Genomic DNA, 20022 nt, shown 5'->3' with positions numbered 1-20022 from the left:
AGACCGTCCGGCCCGTCGTGCGTCCGCTAGCGCAGGATCCACGGATCCGGCCGCGACACGCGGGGAGAATTGCGACACGCCCGGGGATGCCGTACTCTCGACCCTTGGTGCTCGGCCGCCTCCCGGCGTGCCCGGCATCTGCGTCTCACCATGATGCGCATCCGCACGAACAGCAGACACCACCTCTAGCGACAGTGAGTATATGGCCAAGAAAGACGGCGTCATCGAGATCGAAGGCGGAGTTGTCGAAGCTCTGCCGAACGCGATGTTCCGCGTTGAGCTGAGCAACGGGCACAAGGTCCTCGCCCACATCTCGGGCAAGATGCGTCAGCACTACATCCGCATCCTCCCCGAGGACCGCGTGATCGTGGAGCTGAGCCCGTACGACCTCACCCGCGGCCGGATCGTCTACCGCTACAAGTAGGCCTGCTGCACAAGGAACGGCCCCGCATCCGCGGCGGCACGAGGCCAGCGAGAACGAAAGCAAGGAAGCATCATGAAGGTCAACCCCAGCGTCAAGAGGATCTGCGAGAAGTGCAAGGTCATCCGACGCAACGGCCGCGTGCGCATCATCTGCGAGAACCCGCGACACAAGCAGGTCCAGGGCTAACGAGCACGATCGCACGGCACCACCGCACCACCTGAAGAAGAACGACAGCAGCGCCGGAAGCCGGGGTCCTGAGGGATCCGGGGGACACCATCGGTCGGAGGCCGATGCACAGGCTCTGCTGCAGACCTCCACCCATCACCAGGAGAAGCCTCAATGGCACGTCTAGCAGGCGTCGACCTCCCGCGCGACAAGCGCGTCGAGATCGCACTCACGTACATCTACGGCGTCGGCCGCACCTCGAGCGTCAAGACCCTCGAGGACACCGGCATCGACAAGAACATCCGCGTCAAGGACCTGAGCGACGACCAGCTCATCGCCCTCCGCGACTACATCGACGGGAACTTCAAGGTGGAGGGCGACCTCCGCCGCGAGGTGGCCGCCGACATCCGACGCAAGGTCGAGATCGGCAGCTACGAGGGCATCCGCCACCGCCGCGGCCTCCCTGTCCACGGGCAGCGCACGAAGACCAACGCTCGCACCCGCAAGGGCCCGAAGCGCACCGTAGCCGGCAAGAAGAAGGCGCGCTAGGCCTTCGGCCCGCGCCTCGCCACCCGTAGACACAGGAGAATTCCATGGCAGCACCCAAGTCGGCTGTTCGCAAGCCGCGCCGCAAGGACAAGAAGAACATCGCCGTGGGCCAGGCCCACATCAAGAGCACCTTCAACAACACCATCGTCTCGATCACGGACCCGACCGGTGCCGTCATCAGCTGGGCGTCCTCGGGCGTCGTCGGCTACAACGGCTCGCGCAAGTCGACGCCGTTCGCCGCGCAGCTCGCCGCCGAGTCGGCCGCCCGCCAGGCGCAGGAGCACGGCATGAAGAAGGTCGACGTGTTCGTCAAGGGACCCGGCTCCGGCCGCGAGACCGCGATCCGCTCGCTCCAGGCCGCAGGCCTCGAGGTGGGCTCGATCAACGACGTCACCCCGCAGGCGCACAACGGCTGCCGCCCGCCCAAGCGCCGCCGCGTCTAGCTCGCGCTGATCGGCCGCTGCCGTCCCGCTCCACCAGGAGGGGACGGCGTCGGCCGATCCGCCGTGTGTCCGATCGACCAATTCACTACCCGCCCGGGCCGCCACCCGGGGGGCATCGCAGGCGTCATATAGCGGACGCCTCGCCGAAAGGAAACAACACAGTGCTCATTGCGCAGCGCCCCACCCTCACCGAGGAGTCCATCTCGGAGTTCCGCTCGCGGTTCGTCATCGAGCCGCTCGAACCCGGCTTCGGCTACACGCTCGGCAACTCGCTCCGCCGCACGCTCCTCTCGTCCATCCCCGGCGCGGCCGTCACCAGCATCCGGATCGACGGCGTGCTGCACGAGTTCAGCACCGTCCCCGGCGTGAAGGAGGACGTGACCGAGATCATCCTCAACATCAAGGGCCTCGTCGTCTCCAGCGAGCACGACGAGCCGATCACCGCGTACCTGCGCAAGCAGGGTGCGGGCCAGGTCACGGCCGCCGACATCTCGGCTCCGGCCGGCGTCGAGATCCACAACCCCGAGCTCGTCATCGCCACGCTCAACGAGAAGGCGAAGTTCGAGCTGGAGCTGACGATCGAGCGCGGCCGCGGCTACGTCTCGGCGACCCAGAACCGCAGCGAGTTCAGCGAGGCGGGCCAGATCCCGGTCGACTCGATCTACTCGCCCGTGCTCAAGGTCACCTACCGCGTCGAGGCCACCCGTGCCGGCGAGCGCACCGACTTCGACCGCCTCGTGGTCGACGTCGAGACCAAGTCGGCCATCACGCCGCGCGACGCGATCGCGTCCGCCGGCCGCACGCTCACCGAGCTGTTCGGCCTGGCACGCGAGCTCAACTCGGCCGCAGAGGGCATCGAGATCGGCCCCGCGCCGGTCGACGCCGTCCTCAGCTCCGAGCTGTCGATGCCCATCGAGGACCTCGACCTCTCGGTGCGGTCGTACAACTGCCTCAAGCGCGAGGGCATCAACAACGTCAGCGAGCTCGTCGCCCTCTCGGAGACGCAGCTCATGAACATCCGCAACTTCGGACAGAAGTCGGTGGATGAGGTCAAGGACAAGCTGGTCGAGCTCGGTCTGTCGCTGAAGGACGCCGTCCCCGGCTTCGACGGCGCGCACTACTACAGCTACGACGAGGACGAGACCACCACCAACTGATCCGTCCGGCCTCGGCCGTACGCCTTCTTTCGACACTTACGGAGACAAGACCATGCCCAAGCCCACCAAGGGTCCCCGCCTCGGAGGCGGCCCGGCGCACGAGCGCCTCATGCTCGCGAACCTGGCCCAGAGCCTCTTCGAGCACAAGTCCATCAAGACGACCGAGACGAAGGCCAAGCGCCTGCGTCCCGTCGCCGAGCGCCTCGTGACGTTCGCCAAGCGCGGCGACCTGCACGCCCGCCGCCGCGTCATGGGGATCATCCCCTCGAAGAGCGTCGTCCACGAGCTCTTCACGGAGATCGCGCCCCTCGTCGCCGAGCGCGACGGCGGCTACACCCGCATCACGAAGCTGGGCTTCCGCAAGGGCGACAACGCCCCCATGGTGCAGATCGAGCTCGTGCTCGAGCCCGTGACCCCGAAGGTGCGCTCCTCGCGCACCTCCACCGCGACGGCCCCGGCCGCCGCGGCCCCGGTCGCCGAGGCGCCCGCGGAGGAGTCCGACGTGCCGGTCGAGGAGACCGACGCCGTCGAGCACACCGATGAGACCCCCGCGGAGACGACCGACGAGGCCGCCGCCGAGGTCGAGGCCGACGCCGCGGAGAAGTCCGACAAGTAGCACCGCACCACCCGAGAGCCCCCGACGCCCTGCGCGTCGGGGGCTCTCGTGCGTCCGGGCGGCCCGGCGACGGCCGACGCGGTCCCGGTACCCTGGACGGATGACCGACAGCAGCACGACCATGCCGGACGATCCCTCCTCCACCGCGTCGATCCCGTTCCCCGAGGGGCCGGAGGGGATCACGTGGCGCCCCGTCTCCGCTGGCGACGTCGACGCGCTCGTCGAGCTCTCGGGACTCGTGGCCGACGCCGACCACCCGGAGCACCGCGCGACCCGCGACGAGATCGTGATGGCGCAGGGCTTCTCCTACGTCGACCTCGCGCGGGACACGATCGTGGCCGTCGACGCCGACGGACGCCTGGCCGCCGAGGGCGTCGCCGTCGTCAAGCCGGACGACGAGACCGCCGTCCGCGCGAACGTGTCCGGCTCGGTCCGCCCCGACCTGCGGCGACGCGGCATCGGCGGGCGCCTGCTCGACTGGCAGATCGCGCGTGCGACGCGGACCCTGGCCGTCGCGCAGCCCGCCCCGCACATCACGGAACCCGTGCCGACGCTCATGGGGGTGGACGTGCAGGTCGACTCCGCTGGCCATGTCGCCCTCCTCGAGTCGCGCGGGTTCACCCCGAGCCGCTACTTCATCGAGATGCACCGCGACCTGGCGACCGAGCTGCCCGACGTGCCTGCGCCCGAGGGCCTCCGACTCATCCCCGTCACGCGCGAGTGGTGGGAGCGCACGCGCCTCGCGAAGAACGAGGTGTTCCGCGACCACTGGGGATCCGAGCCCGTCAGCGTCGAGCGCTGGGACGCGTACCTGTCGCTGCCCACCGCGCGCCACGACCTCTCGGCCATCGCGGTGACGGGCGACGGCGAGGACGCCGTGGTCGCCGGGTTCGCGATGGCCGAGGTCTACCCGGACAACTGGGAGGCCGCGGGCTACACGTCCACCTACATCGCCCTCGTCGGAGTGCGGCGCGAGTTCCGCGGCCGCCGCCTCGCGCAGGCGCTCCTGTCCACCGCCCTCGCGGGGTCCCGCGCGGAGGGGGTCCAGCGCGCCGTGCTCGATGTCGACTCCGACAGCCCCACCGGCGCGCTCGACCTCTACGAGCACCTCGGCTTCACGCAGGCGAGCCGCTCGGCCGTGTACGAGCGCGAGGTCGGCATGACGCCGCCGCGGGGATCCGCCGCCCGATGAGCGCGGATGCCGAGGCGGGGGAGGCCGGCACGCGCCTCCGCCTCGACATCGCGTACGACGGCACGGGGTTCGCCGGCTGGGCGAAGCAGCCCGGGCTGCGCACCGTGCAGGGCGCCCTCGAGGACGCGCTCGCGCAGCTGCTCGCCCGGACGCCGCCCGCGCCGACGCTCGTCGTCGCCGGGCGCACCGACGCGGGCGTCCACGCGACCGGTCAGGTCGCGCACCTCGACCTCACGGAGGCGCAGATCGCGTCCCTCGACCGCCCGCCGCGGGGTCGCGCGGCCGCGGCGGACGCGGGGGAGGGGCCGCACATCCCCTCGGCCGAGCGCGCGGCGGCGGCCCTCGCGCGCCGGATGAACGGCGTGCTCGGCGGCAGGTCCGACGTCGTGGTGCTCGCCTGCGCCCCCGCCCCCGACGGGTTCGACGCGCGCTTCTCCGCGACCTGGCGGGCGTACCGCTACCGGATCTCCGACGTCGGCGGCCCCCGCGACCCCCTCCAGCGGCATCGCACCGTCGAGCTGCCGGTCGCGCTCGACGCGGCCGTGCTGCAGCAGGCGGCCGACGCGCTCCTCGGCCTCCACGACTTCGCCGCGTACTGCAAGCCGCGCGAGGGGGCCTCAACCATCCGCACGCTGCAGGAGCTGAGCTGGACCCGCGCGGCCGACGGCGCGCTCGAGGCGGCGGTCCGCGCCGACGCGTTCTGCCACAGCATGGTGCGCGCGCTCGTGGGCGCGTGCGTCGCGGCGGCGTCCGGTCGCGTCGGGGTCGCGCGGCTCCGCGAGCTGCTGGAGCTGCGCGAGCGCACGAGCGAGTTCACCGTGATGCCCGCGCGCGGCCTGGTGCTCGAGCGGGTGGGCTACCCGCCGGACGCGGAGCTCCGAGCGCGGAACGAGATCACGCGCGCCAGGCGCGGCGCGCACGAGGTGGACACGATCGCCGAGGGTGCCGCGACGGCCGCGCGCGACCTCGCCCGGCTGGCCGACACGCCCGGGATTGCCTGATCGTCCCGGATCGCGTACTCTGAACCGGTTGTCTGCACGCATGCGCGCGGCGACGTACAAGGTTGAGCCCTCCACCGGATGCGTTCTCGTCAGAACGCCCACGGAGCGGGATCCACGACCATCTCACCTCGAAAAGAAGGCAGTCAGATCAATGACGCGCACCTATTCCCCCAAGGCCAGTGAGGTCCAGCACGACTGGGTCGTCATCGACGCCACGGACATCGTCCTCGGCCGTCTCGCCAGCCACGCCGCCGCGCTCCTGCGCGGCAAGCACAAGGCCACGTTCGCCCCCCACATGGACATGGGCGACTTCGTGATCATCGTCAACGCCGAGAAGGTGGCGCTCACGGGCCAGAAGCTCGAGAAGAAGCTGGCCTACCGCCACTCCGGCTACCCGGGCGGCCTCACGGCCACCACCTACGTCGAGATGCTCGAGAAGCACCCCACGCGCGCGGTCGAGAAGGCCATCCGCGGCATGCTGCCGAAGAACTCGCTGGGTGCGGCGCAGCTGAAGAAGCTCAAGGTCTACGCAGGCCCCGAGCACCCCCACGCTGCTCAGCAGCCCACCCCGTACACCCTCGGCCAGGTCGCTCAGTAGCTCCGGCTGCCGACAGCGACGACCAAAGACCTCAGAAGGAATCGAACCCAGTGGCTCAGATCTCAGACTCCCTCGACGTGGCTCCCGAGAGCTTCTCGACCGAGACCCCGAACGAGGAGGCCCCCAAGGCCCCCCGCGCGGTCCTCAACGTGTCCGGCGGCGCCGTCGGACGACGCAAGCAGGCCATCGCCCGCGTGCGCCTCGTCCCCGGCTCCGGCTCGATCACGGTCAACGGCCGTGAGTTCGCGGACTACTTCCCCAACAAGCTGCACCAGCAGCTCGTCAACGACCCGTTCAAGGTGCTCGACCTCCTCGGCAGCTACGACGTCGTCGCGCGCATCTCCGGCGGCGGCCCCTCCGGCCAGGCCGGCGCCCTGCGCCTCGGCATCGCCCGCGCCCTCAACGAGATCGACGAGGAGAACAACCGCGCCGTGCTGAAGAAGAACGGCTTCCTCAGCCGCGACGCGCGCGTCAAGGAGCGCAAGAAGGCCGGACTCAAGAAGGCCCGCAAGGCGCCCCAGTTCTCGAAGCGCTAAGGCGCTCGGTACTCCGGCACCCATGCCCCGGCTCTTCGGCACGGACGGCGTCCGCGGACTCGCCAACGGCGAGACCATCACCGCGGACCTCGCCCTGCGCCTGGCCCAGGCCGCCGCGCACGTGCTCGGCCAGGACGCCCGGGATGCCGGGCGACGACCCATCGCGGTCGTCGCCCGGGATCCCCGGGTGTCCGGCGACTTCATCGCGGCGGCCGTGGCCGCCGGCCTCGCGAGCTCCGGCGTCGACGTGTTCGACGCCGGGGTCATCCCGACGCCGGCCACGGCGTACCTCATCGCGGACTTCGACGCCGACTTCGGCGTGATGATCTCCGCGTCGCACAACCCCGCTCCCGACAACGGGATCAAGTTCTTCGCCGCAGGCGGACGGAAGCTCGCCGACGAGCTCGAGGACCGCATCGAGGCGCAGCTGAGCCAGCCCGTCCTCCTCCCCACGGGAGCCGACGTCGGCCGCATCCGCCGCTTCGCGGACGCCGAGGACCGCTACGTCCTCCACCTGCTCGGCACGCTGCAGCATCGGCTCGACGGGATCCACGTCGTCCTCGACTGCGCGCACGGCGCCGCCGCCGGCATCAGCCCCGAGGTCTTCACGGACGCGGGCGCGCGCGTCACCGTCATGGGCAACGACCCGGACGGCATGAACATCAACGACCGGGTCGGGTCCACGCACCTCGACCTGCTCGCCGAGGCCGTACTCGCGCACGGCGCCGACGTCGGCATCGCGCACGACGGCGACGCCGACCGCTGCCTCGCGGTCGACCACACGGGCGCGATCATCGACGGCGACCAGATCATGGCCGTCCTCGCGCTCTCCATGGCCCGTCGCGGTCTGCTGGCGGAGCGCACGCTCGTCGCGACCGTCATGAGCAACCTCGGCCTCCGCATCGCCATGGCCGAGAACGACATCACGGTGATGCAGACCCGCGTCGGCGACCGCTACGTGCTCGAGGCCATGAACGAGGGCGGCTACTCCCTCGGCGGCGAGCAGTCGGGCCACCTCGTCATCGCGGAGCACGCGACGACCGGCGACGGGATCCTCACGGGGATCCAGCTGCTGGGCGAGATGGCGGCCACCGGCAGGAGCCTGCACGAGCTCGCCTCGGTGATGACCGCCTACCCGCAGGTGATGATCAACGTGCGCGGCGTCGACCGCGATCGCGTGGGCGACGACGCCGAGCTGAACGCGGCCGTCGCGCGCGCGGAGGCCGAGCTCGGCGACACCGGCCGGATCCTCATGCGCGCGTCGGGCACCGAGCCGATGATCCGCGTGATGGTGGAGGCCGCCGACCAGACCACCGCCGAGCGGCACGCGCAGGAGCTCGCCGCCCTCGTCACGGAGCGCCTCGCCATCTAGCCCGCCCGCCCCTCGTCGCGGCCGGCGTCAGAGCTTGCGGAGCAGGACGTTCGCGACCGAGTGGTCGGCGTCCTTCCGCAGCACGAGCGTCGCGCGCGAGCGGGTGGGGCGGATGTTCTGCTCGAGGTTCGGCTCGTTGATGGCCGACCAGATCCCGCGCGCGCGCGCCACGGCCTCTGCCGGGCTGAGCTCCGCGTACCGGTGGAAGTAGGAGCGCGGGTTGCTGAAGGCCCCGCGCTGGAGGCTCAGGAACCGCTCCTCGTACCACTGCGCGATGTCGTGGGTGCGGGCGTCCACGTAGATCGAGAAGTCGAAGAGGTCGCTGACGGCGAGCTTCGCGCCGGAGGCCGCCGGCTGGAGCACGTTGAGGCCCTCGATGATCAGCACGTCCGGTTGCCGGACGACCACCTCGGCGCCCGGGACGATGTCGTAGGCGAGGTGCGAGTAGAACGGCGCGCGCACCTCGGGCACGCCGCTCTTGACCTGCGTGACGAACCGCAGCAGGGCCCGCCGGTCGTAGGACTCGGGGAAGCCCTTCCGCTCCATGAGGCCGCGGCGCTCGAGCTCGGCGTTGGGATGCAGGAAGCCGTCGGTGGTCACGAGCTCGACGCGGGGGGTGTCGTCCCAGCGCGCCAGCATCTCGCGGAGCAGGCGGGCGACGGTCGACTTGCCGACGGCCACGGATCCCGCGACGCCGATGACGAACGGCGTGCTCTTGGCGCGCTCGCCGAGGAACGCGCTCGTGTCCCGGTGCAGCTTCTTCGTGCCCGTGACGTAGAGGTTGAGTAGGCGGCTGAGCGGGAGGTAGACGTCCTCGACCTCGTGCATGTCGAGCCGGTCGCCGATGCCGCGCAGCTGCACCAGCTCGGTCTCCCGCAGCGGGAGGTGCGTGGCGGGCGCGAGGGCCGCCCAGTCGGCACGGGCGATCTCCACGAACGGGGAGACGTTGCCGTGGCTCGTCGGGTGTCCCGTCGCGGTGTCTGGCATGGCCCCTCATCCTACGACCGGGCCGCCGCCGCCCACCGGCTCGGCGGGGGCGCGCCCGGGCCACGGGCCGCGCAGTGGTTCCTCGATCCGCGACGGTAAACTCCTGCCCCATGTGCGGAATCGTGGGTTACGTCGGTGAGGCCAGGAGCCTCGAGGTCCTCCTCGGAGGGCTGCGGAGGCTGGAGTACCGCGGATACGACTCCGCGGGCGTGGCCGTCCTCGACGCGGACGGGACGCTCGGCGTCCGCAAGCGCGCCGGCAAGCTCGACCGCCTGCTGGAGGACCTCGAGGCGTCGCCGCTGCCGAACGGATCCACCGGCATCGGCCACACGCGCTGGGCCACGCACGGCGGTCCCACCGACCGCAACGCGCACCCGCACCTGGGCGACGACGGCAAGCTCGCCCTCATCCACAACGGGATCATCGAGAACTTCGCGGAGCTCAAGGACGACCTCCTCGCGGACGGCTACACCTTCGAGAGCGATACCGACACCGAGGTCGCCGCGCAGCTGCTCGGCCGCGAGTACGGGGTCACGCACGACCTCGAGCAGGCCTTCCGGAACACCGTGAGCCGCCTCGAGGGCGCGTTCACGCTGCTCGCCGTGCACCGCGACCAGCCGGGGCTCGTGGTCGGCGCCCGCCGCAACTCGCCGCTCGTCATCGGGCTGGGCGACGGCGAGAACTTCCTCGGATCCGACGTCGCCGCGTTCGTGGAGTTCACGCGCCGCGCGGTCGCCATCGGCCAGGACCAGATGGTCGCCATCCGCCCCGACTCCGTCACCGTCACAGACTTCCACGGCGCGCCCGTCGAGACGCACGAGTTCGAGATCGCCTGGGACGCCTCCGCATCCGAGAAGGGCGGCTGGTCGAGCTTCATGGCGAAGGAGATCAGCGAGGGCCCGGACGCGGTGGCCAACACGCTCCGCGGCCGCATCGTCGACGGCGTCGTCGTGCTGCCCGACCTCGACGCGATCGGCGAGGTCGACCTCGCCGAGGTCTCGCGCATCGTCATCGTCGCGTGCGGCACCGCCGCCTACTCGGGGATCCTCGGCAAGTACGCCATCGAGAAGTGGGCCCGCGTCCCCGTGGAGGTCGAGCTCGCGCACGAGTTCCGCTACCGCGACCCCGTGCTCGACGCGACGACTCTCGTGATCTCCATCAGCCAGTCCGGCGAGACCATGGACACGCTCCTGGCCGTGCGCTACGCCCGCGAGGCCGGGGCGCGCGTGCTCTCCATCTGCAACACGCAGGGCGCCACCATCCCGCGCGAGTCCGAGGCGGTCGTCTACACGCACGCGGGCCCCGAGGTCGCGGTCGCGTCCACGAAGGCGTTCGTCGCGCAGGTCGCCGCCCTGTACCTCTTCGGCCTGCACCTCGCGCGCATCCGCGGCACGCTGTCGGCCGACGAGATCGTCGCCAACACGGAGGAGCTGCTGGCCGTGCCGGAGAAGCTCGCCACCGTCGTGGAGCAGGGCGAGAAGATCAGCCAGCTCGCGAAGTGGATGGCCGACACGCGCGCCGTGCTCTTCCTCGGCCGCAACGTGGGCTTCCCGGTCGCGCTCGAGGGCGCGCTGAAGCTCAAGGAGCTCGCCTACATCCACGCCGAGGGCTTCGCCGCGGGCGAGCTCAAGCACGGGCCCATCGCGCTCATCGAGCCGGGGCAGCCCGTGTTCGTCATCGTGCCGAGCCCCGTGCACCAGCTCGCGCTGCACAAGAAGGTCATCTCCAACATCGAGGAGATCCGCGCGCGCGGCGCCCGCGTGATCGCCATCGCCGAGCAGGGCGACGCGTTCGTCCTGCCGCACGCCGACGAGGTCATCCCGATCCCGCTCGCCGCGCCGCTGTTCGAGCCGCTGCTGGCCGTCACGCCGCTGCAGATCTTCGCGATGGAGCTCGCCGCGGCCAAGGGCCTCGACGTCGACCAGCCGCGCAACCTCGCGAAGTCCGTCACGGTCGAGTGACCGGCCGCGCGTGATCAGGGGCATCGGCGTCGACGTGGTCGACGTCGCGCGGTTCGCCCGGAGCGCCGAGCGCGCTCCGGGCCTCGTGCCGCGCCTGTTCGCGCCCGGTGAGCGATCCCTGCCCGCGCGCTCGCTCGCCGCCCGGTTCGCGGCGAAGGAGGCGCTCATCAAGGCGCTCGGCGGTCCCGGCGGGATCAGCTGGCAGGACATGGAGGTCGTCCGGGACGACCACGGCGACCCGTCGTTCCGCGTGGGCGGCGTCGTCGCCGAGGTGGCGGCCGCGCGGGGCGTGACGCGGATCCACCTGAGCATGAGCCACGACGCCGGCCTCGCCACCGCGTTCGTGGTGACCGAGGGGGACGACCTGTGACCGACGAGGCGACCCTCCAGGCGCCGGCCGCCCTCCGGCGGGAGGCGCGCATCGACACGGGCGCGATCTCAGCCAACGTGCGCGCGCTGCGGGCGACCACGGGCGCGCCGCTCGTGATGGCCGTCGTCAAGGCCGACGGCTACGGGCACGGCGCGGTCGCCTCGGCGCGCGCGGCGCTCGCGGGCGGGGCGGACCGGCTCGGTGTGGTCGACATCCGCGAGGCGCTCGCGCTGCGGGCGGCCGGGATCGACGCGCCGATCCTCACCTGGATGCACGCGCCCGGTGCCGACTTCGCCACCGGCATCGAGGCGGGCATCGACCTCGGGCTCAACAGCCTGCGACAGGTGCGCGAGGTCGCGGACGCGGCGCGTCGCGTCGGCCGCACGGCCGAGGTGCACCTCAAGGTCGACACCGGCCTCGGCCGCAACGGCGTGACGCCGGCGGAGTGGCCGGGTGTCGTCGCCGAGGTCGCCGCGCTCGTCGCGGAGGGCCGGATACACCTCGGCGGAGTCTTCAGCCACCTCGCCAACGCGGGGCAGGAGGAGGACCGGGCGCAGGTCCGCGCGTTCCACCGGGCGGTCGACGTGGTGCGGGCCGCGGGGCTCGAGCCCGGGATCCGCCACCTCGCCGCGACCGCGGGCGCCCTGCGCGTGCCCGAGGCCCGCCTCGACATGGTGCGCCTCGGCATCGGGATCTACGGCATCTCGCCGCTCGACGGCGTCACGTCCGCCGACCTGGGCCTCGTGCCCGCCATGACCCTCGTCGGCAGCGTCGTCGCGGTCAAGCGCGTGCCCGCCGACACGGGCGTCTCCTACGGCTACACCTACCGCACCACGAGCGCCACGACCCTCGCGCTCGTCTCGCTCGGGTTCGCCGACGGGGTGCCGCGGCTCGCGAGCAACCGCGCGCCCGTCGCGATCCACGGGGCGCGCTTCCGCGTGAGCGGCCGGATCGCCATGGACCAGTTCGTCGTGGACGTGGGCGACGGCGTCGTCGACGGGATCCCGGTGGCGGTGGGCGACGACGCCGTGCTGTTCGGGGATCCCGCGACGGGCGCGCCCTCGGTGGAGGAGTGGGCAGAGGCGACCGGCACCATCGGCTACGAGATCGTGGCGCGCGTCGCCGGCCGAGTGGCCCGGAGGTCCGACGCGTGAGCGACATCGTGCCCGACATCGTGCCCGTGCCCGTGCCCGTGCCCGTGCCCGCGGGATCCGTCTCGCCCGGCCGCCGCGCCGTCGTCGACCTCGACGCGATCCGCCACAACGTCCGCACGCTCGCGGCGCTCGCCGCCCCCGCGCGCACGATGGTCGCCGTGAAGGCCGACGCCTACGGGCACGGCGCGCTCCAGGTCGCGCGCGCCGCCCTCGAGGCCGGCGCCGAGAGCCTCGCCGTGCTCGACGTCGCGTCGGCGGTCGAGCTCCGTCGGGCCGGCATCACCGCCCGCCTCCTCGCCTGGCTGCACGGCGTCGACACCGATTTCCGGATCGCCGTGGAGGAGGGGCTCGACCTCGGCGTCTCGGCGATGTGGGAGCTGGAGCGCATCGCGGCCGCCGGGCGCGCCACGGGGATCCGCGCCCGCGTGCACCTCAAGGCCGACACCGGACTCAGCCGCAACGGCGCCACCCCGGAGCTCTGGCCGGATCTCGTGCGCGCGGCCGTCGCCGCCGACGCAGCGGGCGAGCTGACGCTGCACGCGCTGTGGTCGCACCTGGCCGATGCCTCGCCCGAGGATGACGACGCCGCGCTCGCCCGGTTCCACGAGGCCGTGCGCGTGGCCGAGGAGCTGGGCGCGCGCCCGGTCGAGAAGCACCTGGCGGCGAGCTCCGCGGGGATCCGCCTGCCCGCCGCCCGCTTCGACATGGTGCGCTTCGGCATCGCGGTCTACGGCATCTCGCCGTTCGACGACCGCTCCGGCCGCGACCTCGGCCTGATCCCGGCCATGACGCTCGAGGCCGACGTCGTCTCCGTCAAGCGCGTCGAGGCCGGGCACGGCGTCTCCTACGGGCTGGATCACCGCACCGCCGGGCCGTCGACGCTCGTGCTCGTGCCGCTCGGCTACGCCGACGGCATCCCGCGCATCGCCGCCCCGCGCGCCTCCGTGCTGCTGAACGGCCGCCGCTTCCCGATCGCCGGCCGCATCGCCATGGACCAGCTCGTGCTCGACGTCGGCGACATGCCCGTCGAGGTCGGCGACACCGCCGTGGTCCTCGGCCCCGGCGACCGCGGCGAGCCCACCGCCGAGGAGTGGGCCGGCTGGGCCGAGACCATCGGCGACGAGATCGTGACCCGCGTCGGACCGCGCGTCGACCGGGTGCACCTGCACGAGCACGCGGGCGCCGAGGGTGCGGACGCCGAGGACGCCGCCGCCGAGGTCCTCTCCGACGAGCTCGTCCCCGTCGCGACCACGGACGACATGGAGGAGCTCGGCCGCGCCCTCGCGGGCGAGCTGGGCGCGGGCGACCTCGTCGTCCTCTCCGGGCCGCTCGGCGCGGGCAAGACCACGTTCACGCGCGGGCTCGGCGCGGGCCTCGGCGTCCGCGGTCCCGTCGCGAGCCCCACCTTCGTGCTCGCGCGCACGCATCCGAGCCTCGTCGACGGCCCGCCGCTCGTGCACGTGGACGCCTACCGCCTGGCCGACGCCCGCGAGCTCGACGACCTCGACATCGACTTCGCGCGCTCCGTCGTGGTGGTCGAGTGGGGCGAGGGCAAGCTCGACGGCGTCGCGGAGGAGTGGTGGGATCTGCGCATCGCGCGGCCGACGGGCGCGGGCGACGCGGATCCTGCCGCGGCCGACCACGCCGCCGCGGACGGCGGCGCCGACGCGGACCCGGACGCCGACGCCGACGCCGCCCCCGAGGAGCCCCGCACCGTCCGCATCCGGCGGCTCCGCGCGCGGCCCCGCGCCTAGACTCGTCCAGTGCTCCTCGCGATCGACACCTCCGCCGGCACGGGCGTCGCCGTCATCGACCCCGACGGCCGCGTGCTCGCCGAGCGCCAGGAGGCCGACACCATGCGGCACGCCGAGGTCATCGGCACGCTGCTCGACGAGTGCCTCACCGCGTCCGGCATCGAGCGCTGCGACGTCCGCGCCGTGGTCGCGGGCATGGGCCCCGGTCCCTTCACCGGCCTCCGCGTCGGCATCGCGGCGGCCCGCGTGTTCGCGACCGGCCTCGACGTGCGCGTGATCCCCGTGGTCAGCCACGACGCCGTCGCCCACGACCACTACGCGGCGGGCGGCACCGGATCCCTCGTGGTCGTCACCGACGCGCGTCGCCGCGAGCTGTACTGGTCCGTCTACCGCGAGCCCGTCGCCGGAGGCGTCGCCGAGCGCACGGCTGGCCCCGGCCTCAGCAAGCCCGACGACGTGCCGACCGCCGACCACCGCATCGACGCGGCGGGCGTCCGCGCGGCGTCCCTCGCGCAGGTCGCCCGCCGGATGGACGAGCTCGGCCTGCCCCTCGCGGCCGACGAGGCGCTCTACCTCCGCTCGCCCGACGTCACCGTCTCCGCCGGCCCGAAGCGGGTCACGTCGTGAGCGTCGTGTTCCGTCCGGCCGAGGTCGCCGACCTGCCCGCGCTGATGCACCTCGAGACCACCACGTTCGTCTCCGACGCCTGGTCGGCCGACGCGATGCGCGGTGAGCTGACGGCTCGCCACGGCTGGTACGTCGTGGCCGTCGACGACTCCGACGGCGGGATCCTCGGCTACGCGGGCCTCTCCTGCCCGCGCGGCGCGCACGCCGCCGACGTCCAGACCATCGCCGTCGCCGACGGCAGCCGGGGCCGGGGGATCGGACGCGCCCTCCTCACTCGTCTCGTCGCCGAAGCGCACGCCCGCGGCGCCCGCGAGGTCCTGCTCGAGGTGCGCGCCGACAACCCGGTCGCGCAGGCCCTGTACTCCTCGCTCGGCTTCGACGCCATCGCAGTGCGACCGCACTACTACCAGCCGGACGACGTGGACGCCGTCGTGATGCGCGTCGCCCTCGCCGCGACGCCGCCGGAGGTCGCCGAGCCGCGGGACGCGCCCGCCGAGCGCCCGGCATCCGCCGCACCGGACGCCGAGGCGCACGTCGACGAGACCGCGGGCGGCGACGCCGGCCCCCTCGTCCTCGGCATCGAGACCTCATGCGACGAGACGGGCATCGGCATCGTCCGCGGCCAGACGCTCCTCGCCAACGTCATCTCCAGCTCCATGGACGAGCACGCGCGCTACGGCGGCGTCGTGCCCGAGGTCGCCGCCCGCGCCCACCTCGAGGCGCTCACCCCCGCCATCGATGCGGCCCTCGCCGAGGCGGGCGTCACCCTCCGCGAGCTCGACGCGATCGCCGTCACCGCGGGTCCCGGCCTCTCCGGCGCGCTCATGGTCGGCGTCGGCGCGGCGAAGGCGCTCGCGGTGGCCCTCGACATCCCGCTGCACGGCGTCAACCACCTCGTCGGACACGTGGGCGCGGATCTCCTCAGCACCGACGGCGGGCCGGGCATCCCGCTCGAGACCCCGAGCATCGCGCTGCTGGTCTCCGGCGGCCACACCTCGCTCCTCCTCGTGCGCGACCTCGTGGACGACGTCGAGCTCCTCGGCGAGACCATCGACGACGCCGCGGGCGAGGCCTTCGACAAGGTCGCGCGCGTGCTCGGCCTGCCCTACCCCGGCGGCCCGCACATCGACCGGGTCGCGGCCGACGGCGACCCGAAGGCGATCCGCTTCCCCCGCGGCCTCTCCCTCCCCAAGGACATGGAGCGCCACCGCTACGACTTCTCGTTCTCGGGTCTCAAGACCGCGGTCGCCCGCTGGGTCGAGAAGCGGCAGGACGCCGGCGAGCCCGTGCCCGTCGCGGACGTCGCCGCGAGCTTCCGCGAGGCCGTCGTCGACGTGCTGCTCACCAAGGCCGTCGCCGCGTGCGTCGACCACGGGATCCCGCGCCTGCTGCTGGGCGGCGGCGTGGTCGCGAACGCGCGCGTGCGGGAGCTGGCGGCGGAGCGGTGCCGGGCGGCGGGCATCGAGCTGCGGATCCCGCCCCTGTCGCTCTGCACCGACAACGGCGCCATGATCGCGGCCCTCGGCGCGCGCCTCATCGAGTCGGGCCGCGCCCCGTCCGGGCTCGCGTTCGGCGCCGACTCGACGCTGCCGGTCACCGTCGTCCAGGTCGGCTGACCCTCCCGACGCCCCCATTGCGGGGACCTTTCGCGGCTATTTCCCGAACGGGAGAATCCCGGGGCACGCATCACGGTATGTTCCCAGGGACGAAAGGAACGACAATGACCGATCCGCAGAACCCGGACCGCTCCCACGACGGCTTCCCGCCCGCGCCGAGCCAGCCCGCCTACCCGGCCGCTCCCGCCGCCGGCTCGCCCTACGCGGCGCCCTACCAGCCCGGCCAGGGCGGTGCGCCCAAGAAGGGCCTCGCCATCACCTCGATGGTGCTCGGCATCGTGTCCGTGGTCCTGTCGCTCCCACTGTGGTTCCTCACGTTCTTCGTGGGCATCGCGGCGATCATCACGGGCGTGCTCGCGCGCAAGCGCAACCCCGGGACCAAGGGCTTCTGGCTCACCGGCATCATCCTCGGCATCGTCGGCGTGCTCGTCAGCATCGTCGTGGTCCTCGTCGTCGTCGTGTTCGTGAACACCGCGATCCAGACCGGCGAGATCAACGGCACGCCGATCCCGACCGCGCCGTAACGCGCCACCCGCAGCACGATGACGCGGCCGTCCCCTCGGGGGCGGCCGCGTCATCGCGTCCGGGGAGGGGGCCCAGGGCCCCACCTCAGCCCGCGGCGACCCCGTGCCGGTCCGCGAGGATCGCCACCCGCCGCCCGCCGACCCGGGTCGCGATCAGCGTCGCCGATCCGTCGCCCTTCAGCTGCAGCCGCGTGCGCAGCCGCGCCGGATCCACGTCGACCCCGCGCTTCTTGATCTCCAGCGTCCCGATCCCGCGCGCCCGCAGCTCGCGCTTCAGCCGCTGCTCGTCGAGCGGCAGCACCTCGCGCACCCGGAAGCCGCGCGCGAACGGCGTCGCCTGCTCTCGCTCGGACGTGATCCACGCGATGCCGTCGCCGACCATCCGCCCGTCGAGCGAGCGCGCCAGGTCGCCGATGAGGCGGGCGCGGATCACGGCGCCGTCCGGCTCGTACAGGTGCGCGCCCAGCTCGCCGAGCTCGGCATCCTCGCTGTCGGCCGCCGACGTGAGCTCCGCCTGGGCTCCGCCGCTGATCACGAGGGCCGCCCGCCGGATCCCGTCTCGCCGCGTCGGCCCGAACCAGAGGCCCATCTCCACGGCCTGCCCATCGACCGAGACCCACTGCGCCTCCGCCTCCGCGGGGATGAGGTCGCGGTCGAGGCCCGGTCCGAGCTTGATGCCCGCGGCCCGGCCCGCGGCCAGCCCGAACGCGGCGGAGAGCGTGGGGGAGTACGCATCCGGATCCGAGATGCGGCGCGTCGACGAGTGGCCGTCCGTGCGCCGCGCGGGGTCGAGGTAGACGCCGTCGACGCGGCCGGCGTCGAACGCCTCGGCCGTGCCCTGCTCGACCTCGGCCTCGGGGAACGGCGCGAGGTTCCAGCCGGCGACCGCCGCGGTCACCTCGTCGCGCTCGACGGCCGTGACGCGGATCCCGATGGCCGCCATCGCCATCGCGTCCCCGCCGATCCCGCAGCCGAGGTCGGCCACGTGCGCGACGCCCGCCTGCTGGAAGCGCCCCGCGTGCTGCGCGGCGACGGGCAACCGCGTCGCCTGCTCGAGCCCGGCCTCCGTGAAGAGCATGCGCGCGGCGAACTCGCCGAACTTGACCCCGGCCTTCGCTCGCAGCCGCGACTGCGTGAGGACGGCGGACACGAGCGCCGGGGAGTGCCCCTCGCCGCGCAGCGCGCTCACCATCCGCACCATGTCGTCCCCCGGCGCGGGCGCGGGAAGGGAGTCGAGCAGGCGGAGCCCCTCGAGCGAGAGCACCTCGCGGAGGTCGGTCTGATCCATCCGCCCACCGTACCGGGGCCCCTCTGCACCGATTGGCACTCGCGTTGCGCGAGTGCAAGCGCGGCCCGTAGAATCTCACCTGGCACTCTCCCCGGGAGATTGCCAATCAGTCTTGTCCCTTAGTCACGAAGGAAGAGGTCAACCGTGTCGGTCTCCATCAAGCCGCTCGAGGATCGCATCGTCATCCAGCAGGTCGAAGCCGAGCAGACCACCGCGTCTGGTCTGGTCATCCCCGACACCGCCAAGGAGAAGCCCCAGGAGGGCGAGGTCGTGGCCGTGGGCCCCGGCCGCATCGACGACAACGGCAACCGCGTCCCGCTCGACGTCGCCGTGGGCGACAAGGTCATCTACTCCAAGTACGGCGGAACCGAGGTCAAGTACGACGGCCAGGACCTCCTCGTCCTCTCCGCGCGCGACGTGCTCGCCGTCATCGAGCGCTGACGCTCCGCCTCAGCGACACCGCACCACGCATCACCGCTTCACCCGGGAGCCCGGCCGACACGTTCGGCCGGGCTCTCGTGCGTCCGGGCGTACCCTCGCGCGTGCCGGCGGTCCCGTCGCCGCGGGCGTCATCGTGCGTCCGCGGCGCTAGCCTCGGGAGGTGACGCGCCCCGCCCCCGAGACCTCGACCCGCACCGGTCTCCTCGCCGCCGTCGGCGCGTACGGCCTGTGGGGCGTCCTCCCCGTCTTCTTCCTGCTGCTCGTGCCGGCGGGGGCGTTCGAGATCGTCGGCTGGCGGATCCTCTTCTCGCTCGTCGTCTGCGCCATCGTCATCACGGCCGCCCGGCGCTGGTCGCGCGTGGTCGCCATCGTGCGCCGCCCGCGGATCCTCCTCGGGCTCGGCCTGGCGGGCCACCTGATCCTGGTCAACTGGACCGTGTACGTCTACGGCACGCTCTCCGGCCACGTCGTCGAGACCGCGCTCGGCTACTTCATCAACCCGATCGTCACGGTGCTGCTCGGCGTGATCCTCCTGCGCGAGCGCCTGCGCCCGTTGCAGTGGACCGCCGTGGGCCTGTCCGCCGTCGCGGTGGCCGTCATCGCCGTCGGCTACGGGCAGCTGCCGTGGGTGTCGCTCGCGCTCGCCGGGTCGTTCGGGCTCTACGGGCTGGTGAAGAAGCGCGTGAGCGGGGGAGCCGACGCCCTCTCCGGCCTCGCGCTGGAGACGGCCTGGCTGGTGCCCGCCGCCACGACGATGCTCGTGATCACGGGCGCGGGCGCTGGCCTCACCATCGGCACGGTGTCGCTCGGGCACACGCTGCTGATGGTCAGCACGGGCGTCGTGACCGCGGGCCCGCTCCTCCTCTTCGGATTCGCCGCCGGGCGCCTGCCGCTCTCGGTGATCGGGCTCACGCAGTACCTGGCGCCTCTGCTGCAATTCGCGTTCGGCGTCTTCGTGATGCAGGAGGCCATGCCGCCCGAGCGGTGGGCCGGATTCGCGATCGTGTGGGCGGCGCTCGCGCTGCTCACGATCGACATGATCCGTGCGTCCCGCCGCACGCTTTCCGTCGCGGCACCCGCGCAGAAGGTTCCGGCGGTCGTCGACGGCATCTGATTCGGATCCCGTCGCGCATTCCCCGAATGGTAACGATCCGGTCGCGTTACACGACGGAAATGCCGATGCATTGTGTCCGTCTCATCCGCGCCATAGGGTCGCACCAGGCGAGGCGCGCATTCGCGTGCCTCAT

General features: G+C 72.7%; 22 protein-coding genes. 20 read left to right on the top strand and 2 right to left on the bottom strand.

The genetic code is table 11. The features are described 5' to 3' along the window. Window positions 1-202 precede the first annotated feature (202 nt). From infA to glmM, 11 genes are all read left to right on the top strand, one after another. Entirely contained in the window at window positions 203-424 is a 222-nt protein-coding gene (infA, locus tag FGD68_RS00175; RefSeq protein ID WP_012039277.1) for a translation initiation factor IF-1, read from the top strand. A 72-nt stretch (window positions 425-496) separates the two neighbouring features. Further along, the gene (gene rpmJ / locus FGD68_RS00170) at window positions 497-610 is read left to right on the top strand and encodes a 50S ribosomal protein L36 (RefSeq protein WP_086515377.1); all 114 of its coding nucleotides are present in this window, start codon (window positions 497-499) and stop codon (window positions 608-610) included. Between the two features lie 153 nt (window positions 611-763). Next, a complete protein-coding gene (gene rpsM / locus FGD68_RS00165; RefSeq protein ID WP_015491172.1) occupies window positions 764-1138 on the top strand; it encodes a 30S ribosomal protein S13 in 375 nt (124 codons plus the stop codon). Window positions 1139-1182: 44 nt separating this feature from the next. Continuing rightward, window positions 1183-1581 carry a 30S ribosomal protein S11 gene (rpsK, locus tag FGD68_RS00160; protein WP_012039274.1) on the top strand — a complete coding sequence of 133 codons (399 nt, stop codon included), beginning with the start codon at window positions 1183-1185 and terminating at the stop codon, window positions 1579-1581. Between the two features lie 161 nt (window positions 1582-1742). Next, window positions 1743-2738 (top strand): DNA-directed RNA polymerase subunit alpha, encoded by a 996-nt coding sequence (locus tag FGD68_RS00155; RefSeq protein WP_012039273.1) that lies wholly within the window; start codon window positions 1743-1745, stop codon window positions 2736-2738. A gap of 52 nt (window positions 2739-2790) precedes the next feature. After that, entirely contained in the window at window positions 2791-3354 is a 564-nt protein-coding gene (gene rplQ / locus FGD68_RS00150; protein WP_104235984.1) for a 50S ribosomal protein L17, read from the top strand. Between the two features lie 100 nt (window positions 3355-3454). Then, window positions 3455-4546, top strand: a complete 1092-nt coding sequence (locus FGD68_RS00145) for a GNAT family N-acetyltransferase (protein WP_237609634.1) — start codon at window positions 3455-3457, stop codon at window positions 4544-4546. Further along, window positions 4543-5547 (top strand): tRNA pseudouridine synthase A, encoded by a 1005-nt coding sequence (locus FGD68_RS00140; RefSeq protein WP_237609633.1) that lies wholly within the window; start codon window positions 4543-4545, stop codon window positions 5545-5547. Before FGD68_RS00145 ends, FGD68_RS00140 begins: the two co-directional genes overlap by 4 nt. A 151-nt stretch (window positions 5548-5698) precedes the next feature. After that, window positions 5699-6145 carry a 50S ribosomal protein L13 gene (rplM, locus tag FGD68_RS00135; RefSeq protein WP_012039269.1) on the top strand — a complete coding sequence of 149 codons (447 nt, stop codon included), beginning with the start codon at window positions 5699-5701 and terminating at the stop codon, window positions 6143-6145. 50 nt (window positions 6146-6195) lie between these two features. Next, complete coding sequence (gene rpsI, locus FGD68_RS00130; protein WP_012039268.1) at window positions 6196-6681, top strand: 30S ribosomal protein S9; 486 nt, start codon at window positions 6196-6198, stop codon at window positions 6679-6681. A 22-nt stretch (window positions 6682-6703) separates the two neighbouring features. Next, a complete protein-coding gene (gene glmM, locus FGD68_RS00125; RefSeq protein ID WP_119372977.1) occupies window positions 6704-8053 on the top strand; it encodes a phosphoglucosamine mutase in 1350 nt (449 codons plus the stop codon). Window positions 8054-8080: 27 nt separating this feature from the next. Here the strand turns inward: glmM and coaA are convergent, their stop codons facing one another. Continuing rightward, the gene (gene coaA / locus FGD68_RS00120; RefSeq protein WP_043584302.1) at window positions 8081-9040 is read right to left on the bottom strand and encodes a type I pantothenate kinase; all 960 of its coding nucleotides are present in this window, start codon (window positions 9038-9040) and stop codon (window positions 8081-8083) included. A 110-nt stretch (window positions 9041-9150) separates the two neighbouring features. Here coaA and glmS point away from each other — a divergent pair, with 110 nt between their 5' ends. The 7 genes from glmS (at window position 9151) to FGD68_RS00085 (ending at window position 17046) form a co-directional block, all read left to right on the top strand. Next, the gene (glmS, locus tag FGD68_RS00115; protein WP_119372976.1) at window positions 9151-11001 is read left to right on the top strand and encodes a glutamine--fructose-6-phosphate transaminase (isomerizing); all 1851 of its coding nucleotides are present in this window, start codon (window positions 9151-9153) and stop codon (window positions 10999-11001) included. A gap of 10 nt (window positions 11002-11011) precedes the next feature. Then, complete coding sequence (locus FGD68_RS00110) at window positions 11012-11371, top strand: holo-ACP synthase (RefSeq protein WP_119372975.1); 360 nt, start codon at window positions 11012-11014, stop codon at window positions 11369-11371. Beyond that, the gene (alr, locus tag FGD68_RS00105; RefSeq protein ID WP_119372974.1) at window positions 11368-12525 is read left to right on the top strand and encodes an alanine racemase; all 1158 of its coding nucleotides are present in this window, start codon (window positions 11368-11370) and stop codon (window positions 12523-12525) included. Before FGD68_RS00110 ends, alr (FGD68_RS00105) begins: the two co-directional genes overlap by 4 nt. Next, window positions 12522-14279, top strand: a complete 1758-nt coding sequence (gene alr / locus FGD68_RS00100) for an alanine racemase (RefSeq protein WP_237609632.1) — start codon at window positions 12522-12524, stop codon at window positions 14277-14279. Before alr (FGD68_RS00105) ends, alr (FGD68_RS00100) begins: the two co-directional genes overlap by 4 nt. Window positions 14280-14288: 9 nt before the next feature. Continuing rightward, window positions 14289-14906 (top strand): tRNA (adenosine(37)-N6)-threonylcarbamoyltransferase complex dimerization subunit type 1 TsaB, encoded by a 618-nt coding sequence (gene tsaB / locus FGD68_RS00095; RefSeq protein ID WP_237609631.1) that lies wholly within the window; start codon window positions 14289-14291, stop codon window positions 14904-14906. After that, window positions 14903-16522: a tRNA (adenosine(37)-N6)-threonylcarbamoyltransferase complex transferase subunit TsaD gene (gene tsaD, locus FGD68_RS00090; RefSeq protein WP_237609630.1), complete on the top strand. Its 1620-nt coding sequence runs from the start codon at window positions 14903-14905 to the stop codon at window positions 16520-16522. Before tsaB ends, tsaD begins: the two co-directional genes overlap by 4 nt. Before the next feature lie 104 nt (window positions 16523-16626). Then, window positions 16627-17046: a DUF4190 domain-containing protein gene (locus FGD68_RS00085; RefSeq protein ID WP_119372709.1), complete on the top strand. Its 420-nt coding sequence runs from the start codon at window positions 16627-16629 to the stop codon at window positions 17044-17046. Between the two features lie 85 nt (window positions 17047-17131). Here FGD68_RS00085 and FGD68_RS00080 read toward each other — a convergent pair whose 3' ends face one another. Further along, entirely contained in the window at window positions 17132-18334 is a 1203-nt protein-coding gene (locus FGD68_RS00080) for a class I SAM-dependent methyltransferase (protein ID WP_119372710.1), read from the bottom strand. Between the two features lie 144 nt (window positions 18335-18478). On the opposite strand from FGD68_RS00080, the gene groES reads away from it, so the two are divergent. Together groES and rarD are read left to right on the top strand one after the other, a co-directional pair. Then, window positions 18479-18775, top strand: a complete 297-nt coding sequence (gene groES, locus FGD68_RS00075; protein WP_012039257.1) for a co-chaperone GroES — start codon at window positions 18479-18481, stop codon at window positions 18773-18775. A gap of 160 nt (window positions 18776-18935) precedes the next feature. Then, window positions 18936-19889 carry an EamA family transporter RarD gene (gene rarD / locus FGD68_RS00070; protein ID WP_119372711.1) on the top strand — a complete coding sequence of 318 codons (954 nt, stop codon included), beginning with the start codon at window positions 18936-18938 and terminating at the stop codon, window positions 19887-19889. The last annotated feature ends 133 nt before the right edge of the window (window positions 19890-20022 follow it).

It is taken from the genome of Clavibacter californiensis, assembly GCF_021952865.1.
GTDB lineage: Bacteria > Actinomycetota > Actinomycetes > Actinomycetales > Microbacteriaceae > Clavibacter > Clavibacter californiensis.
This window is presented reverse-complemented; position numbering and strand designations above follow the sequence as displayed.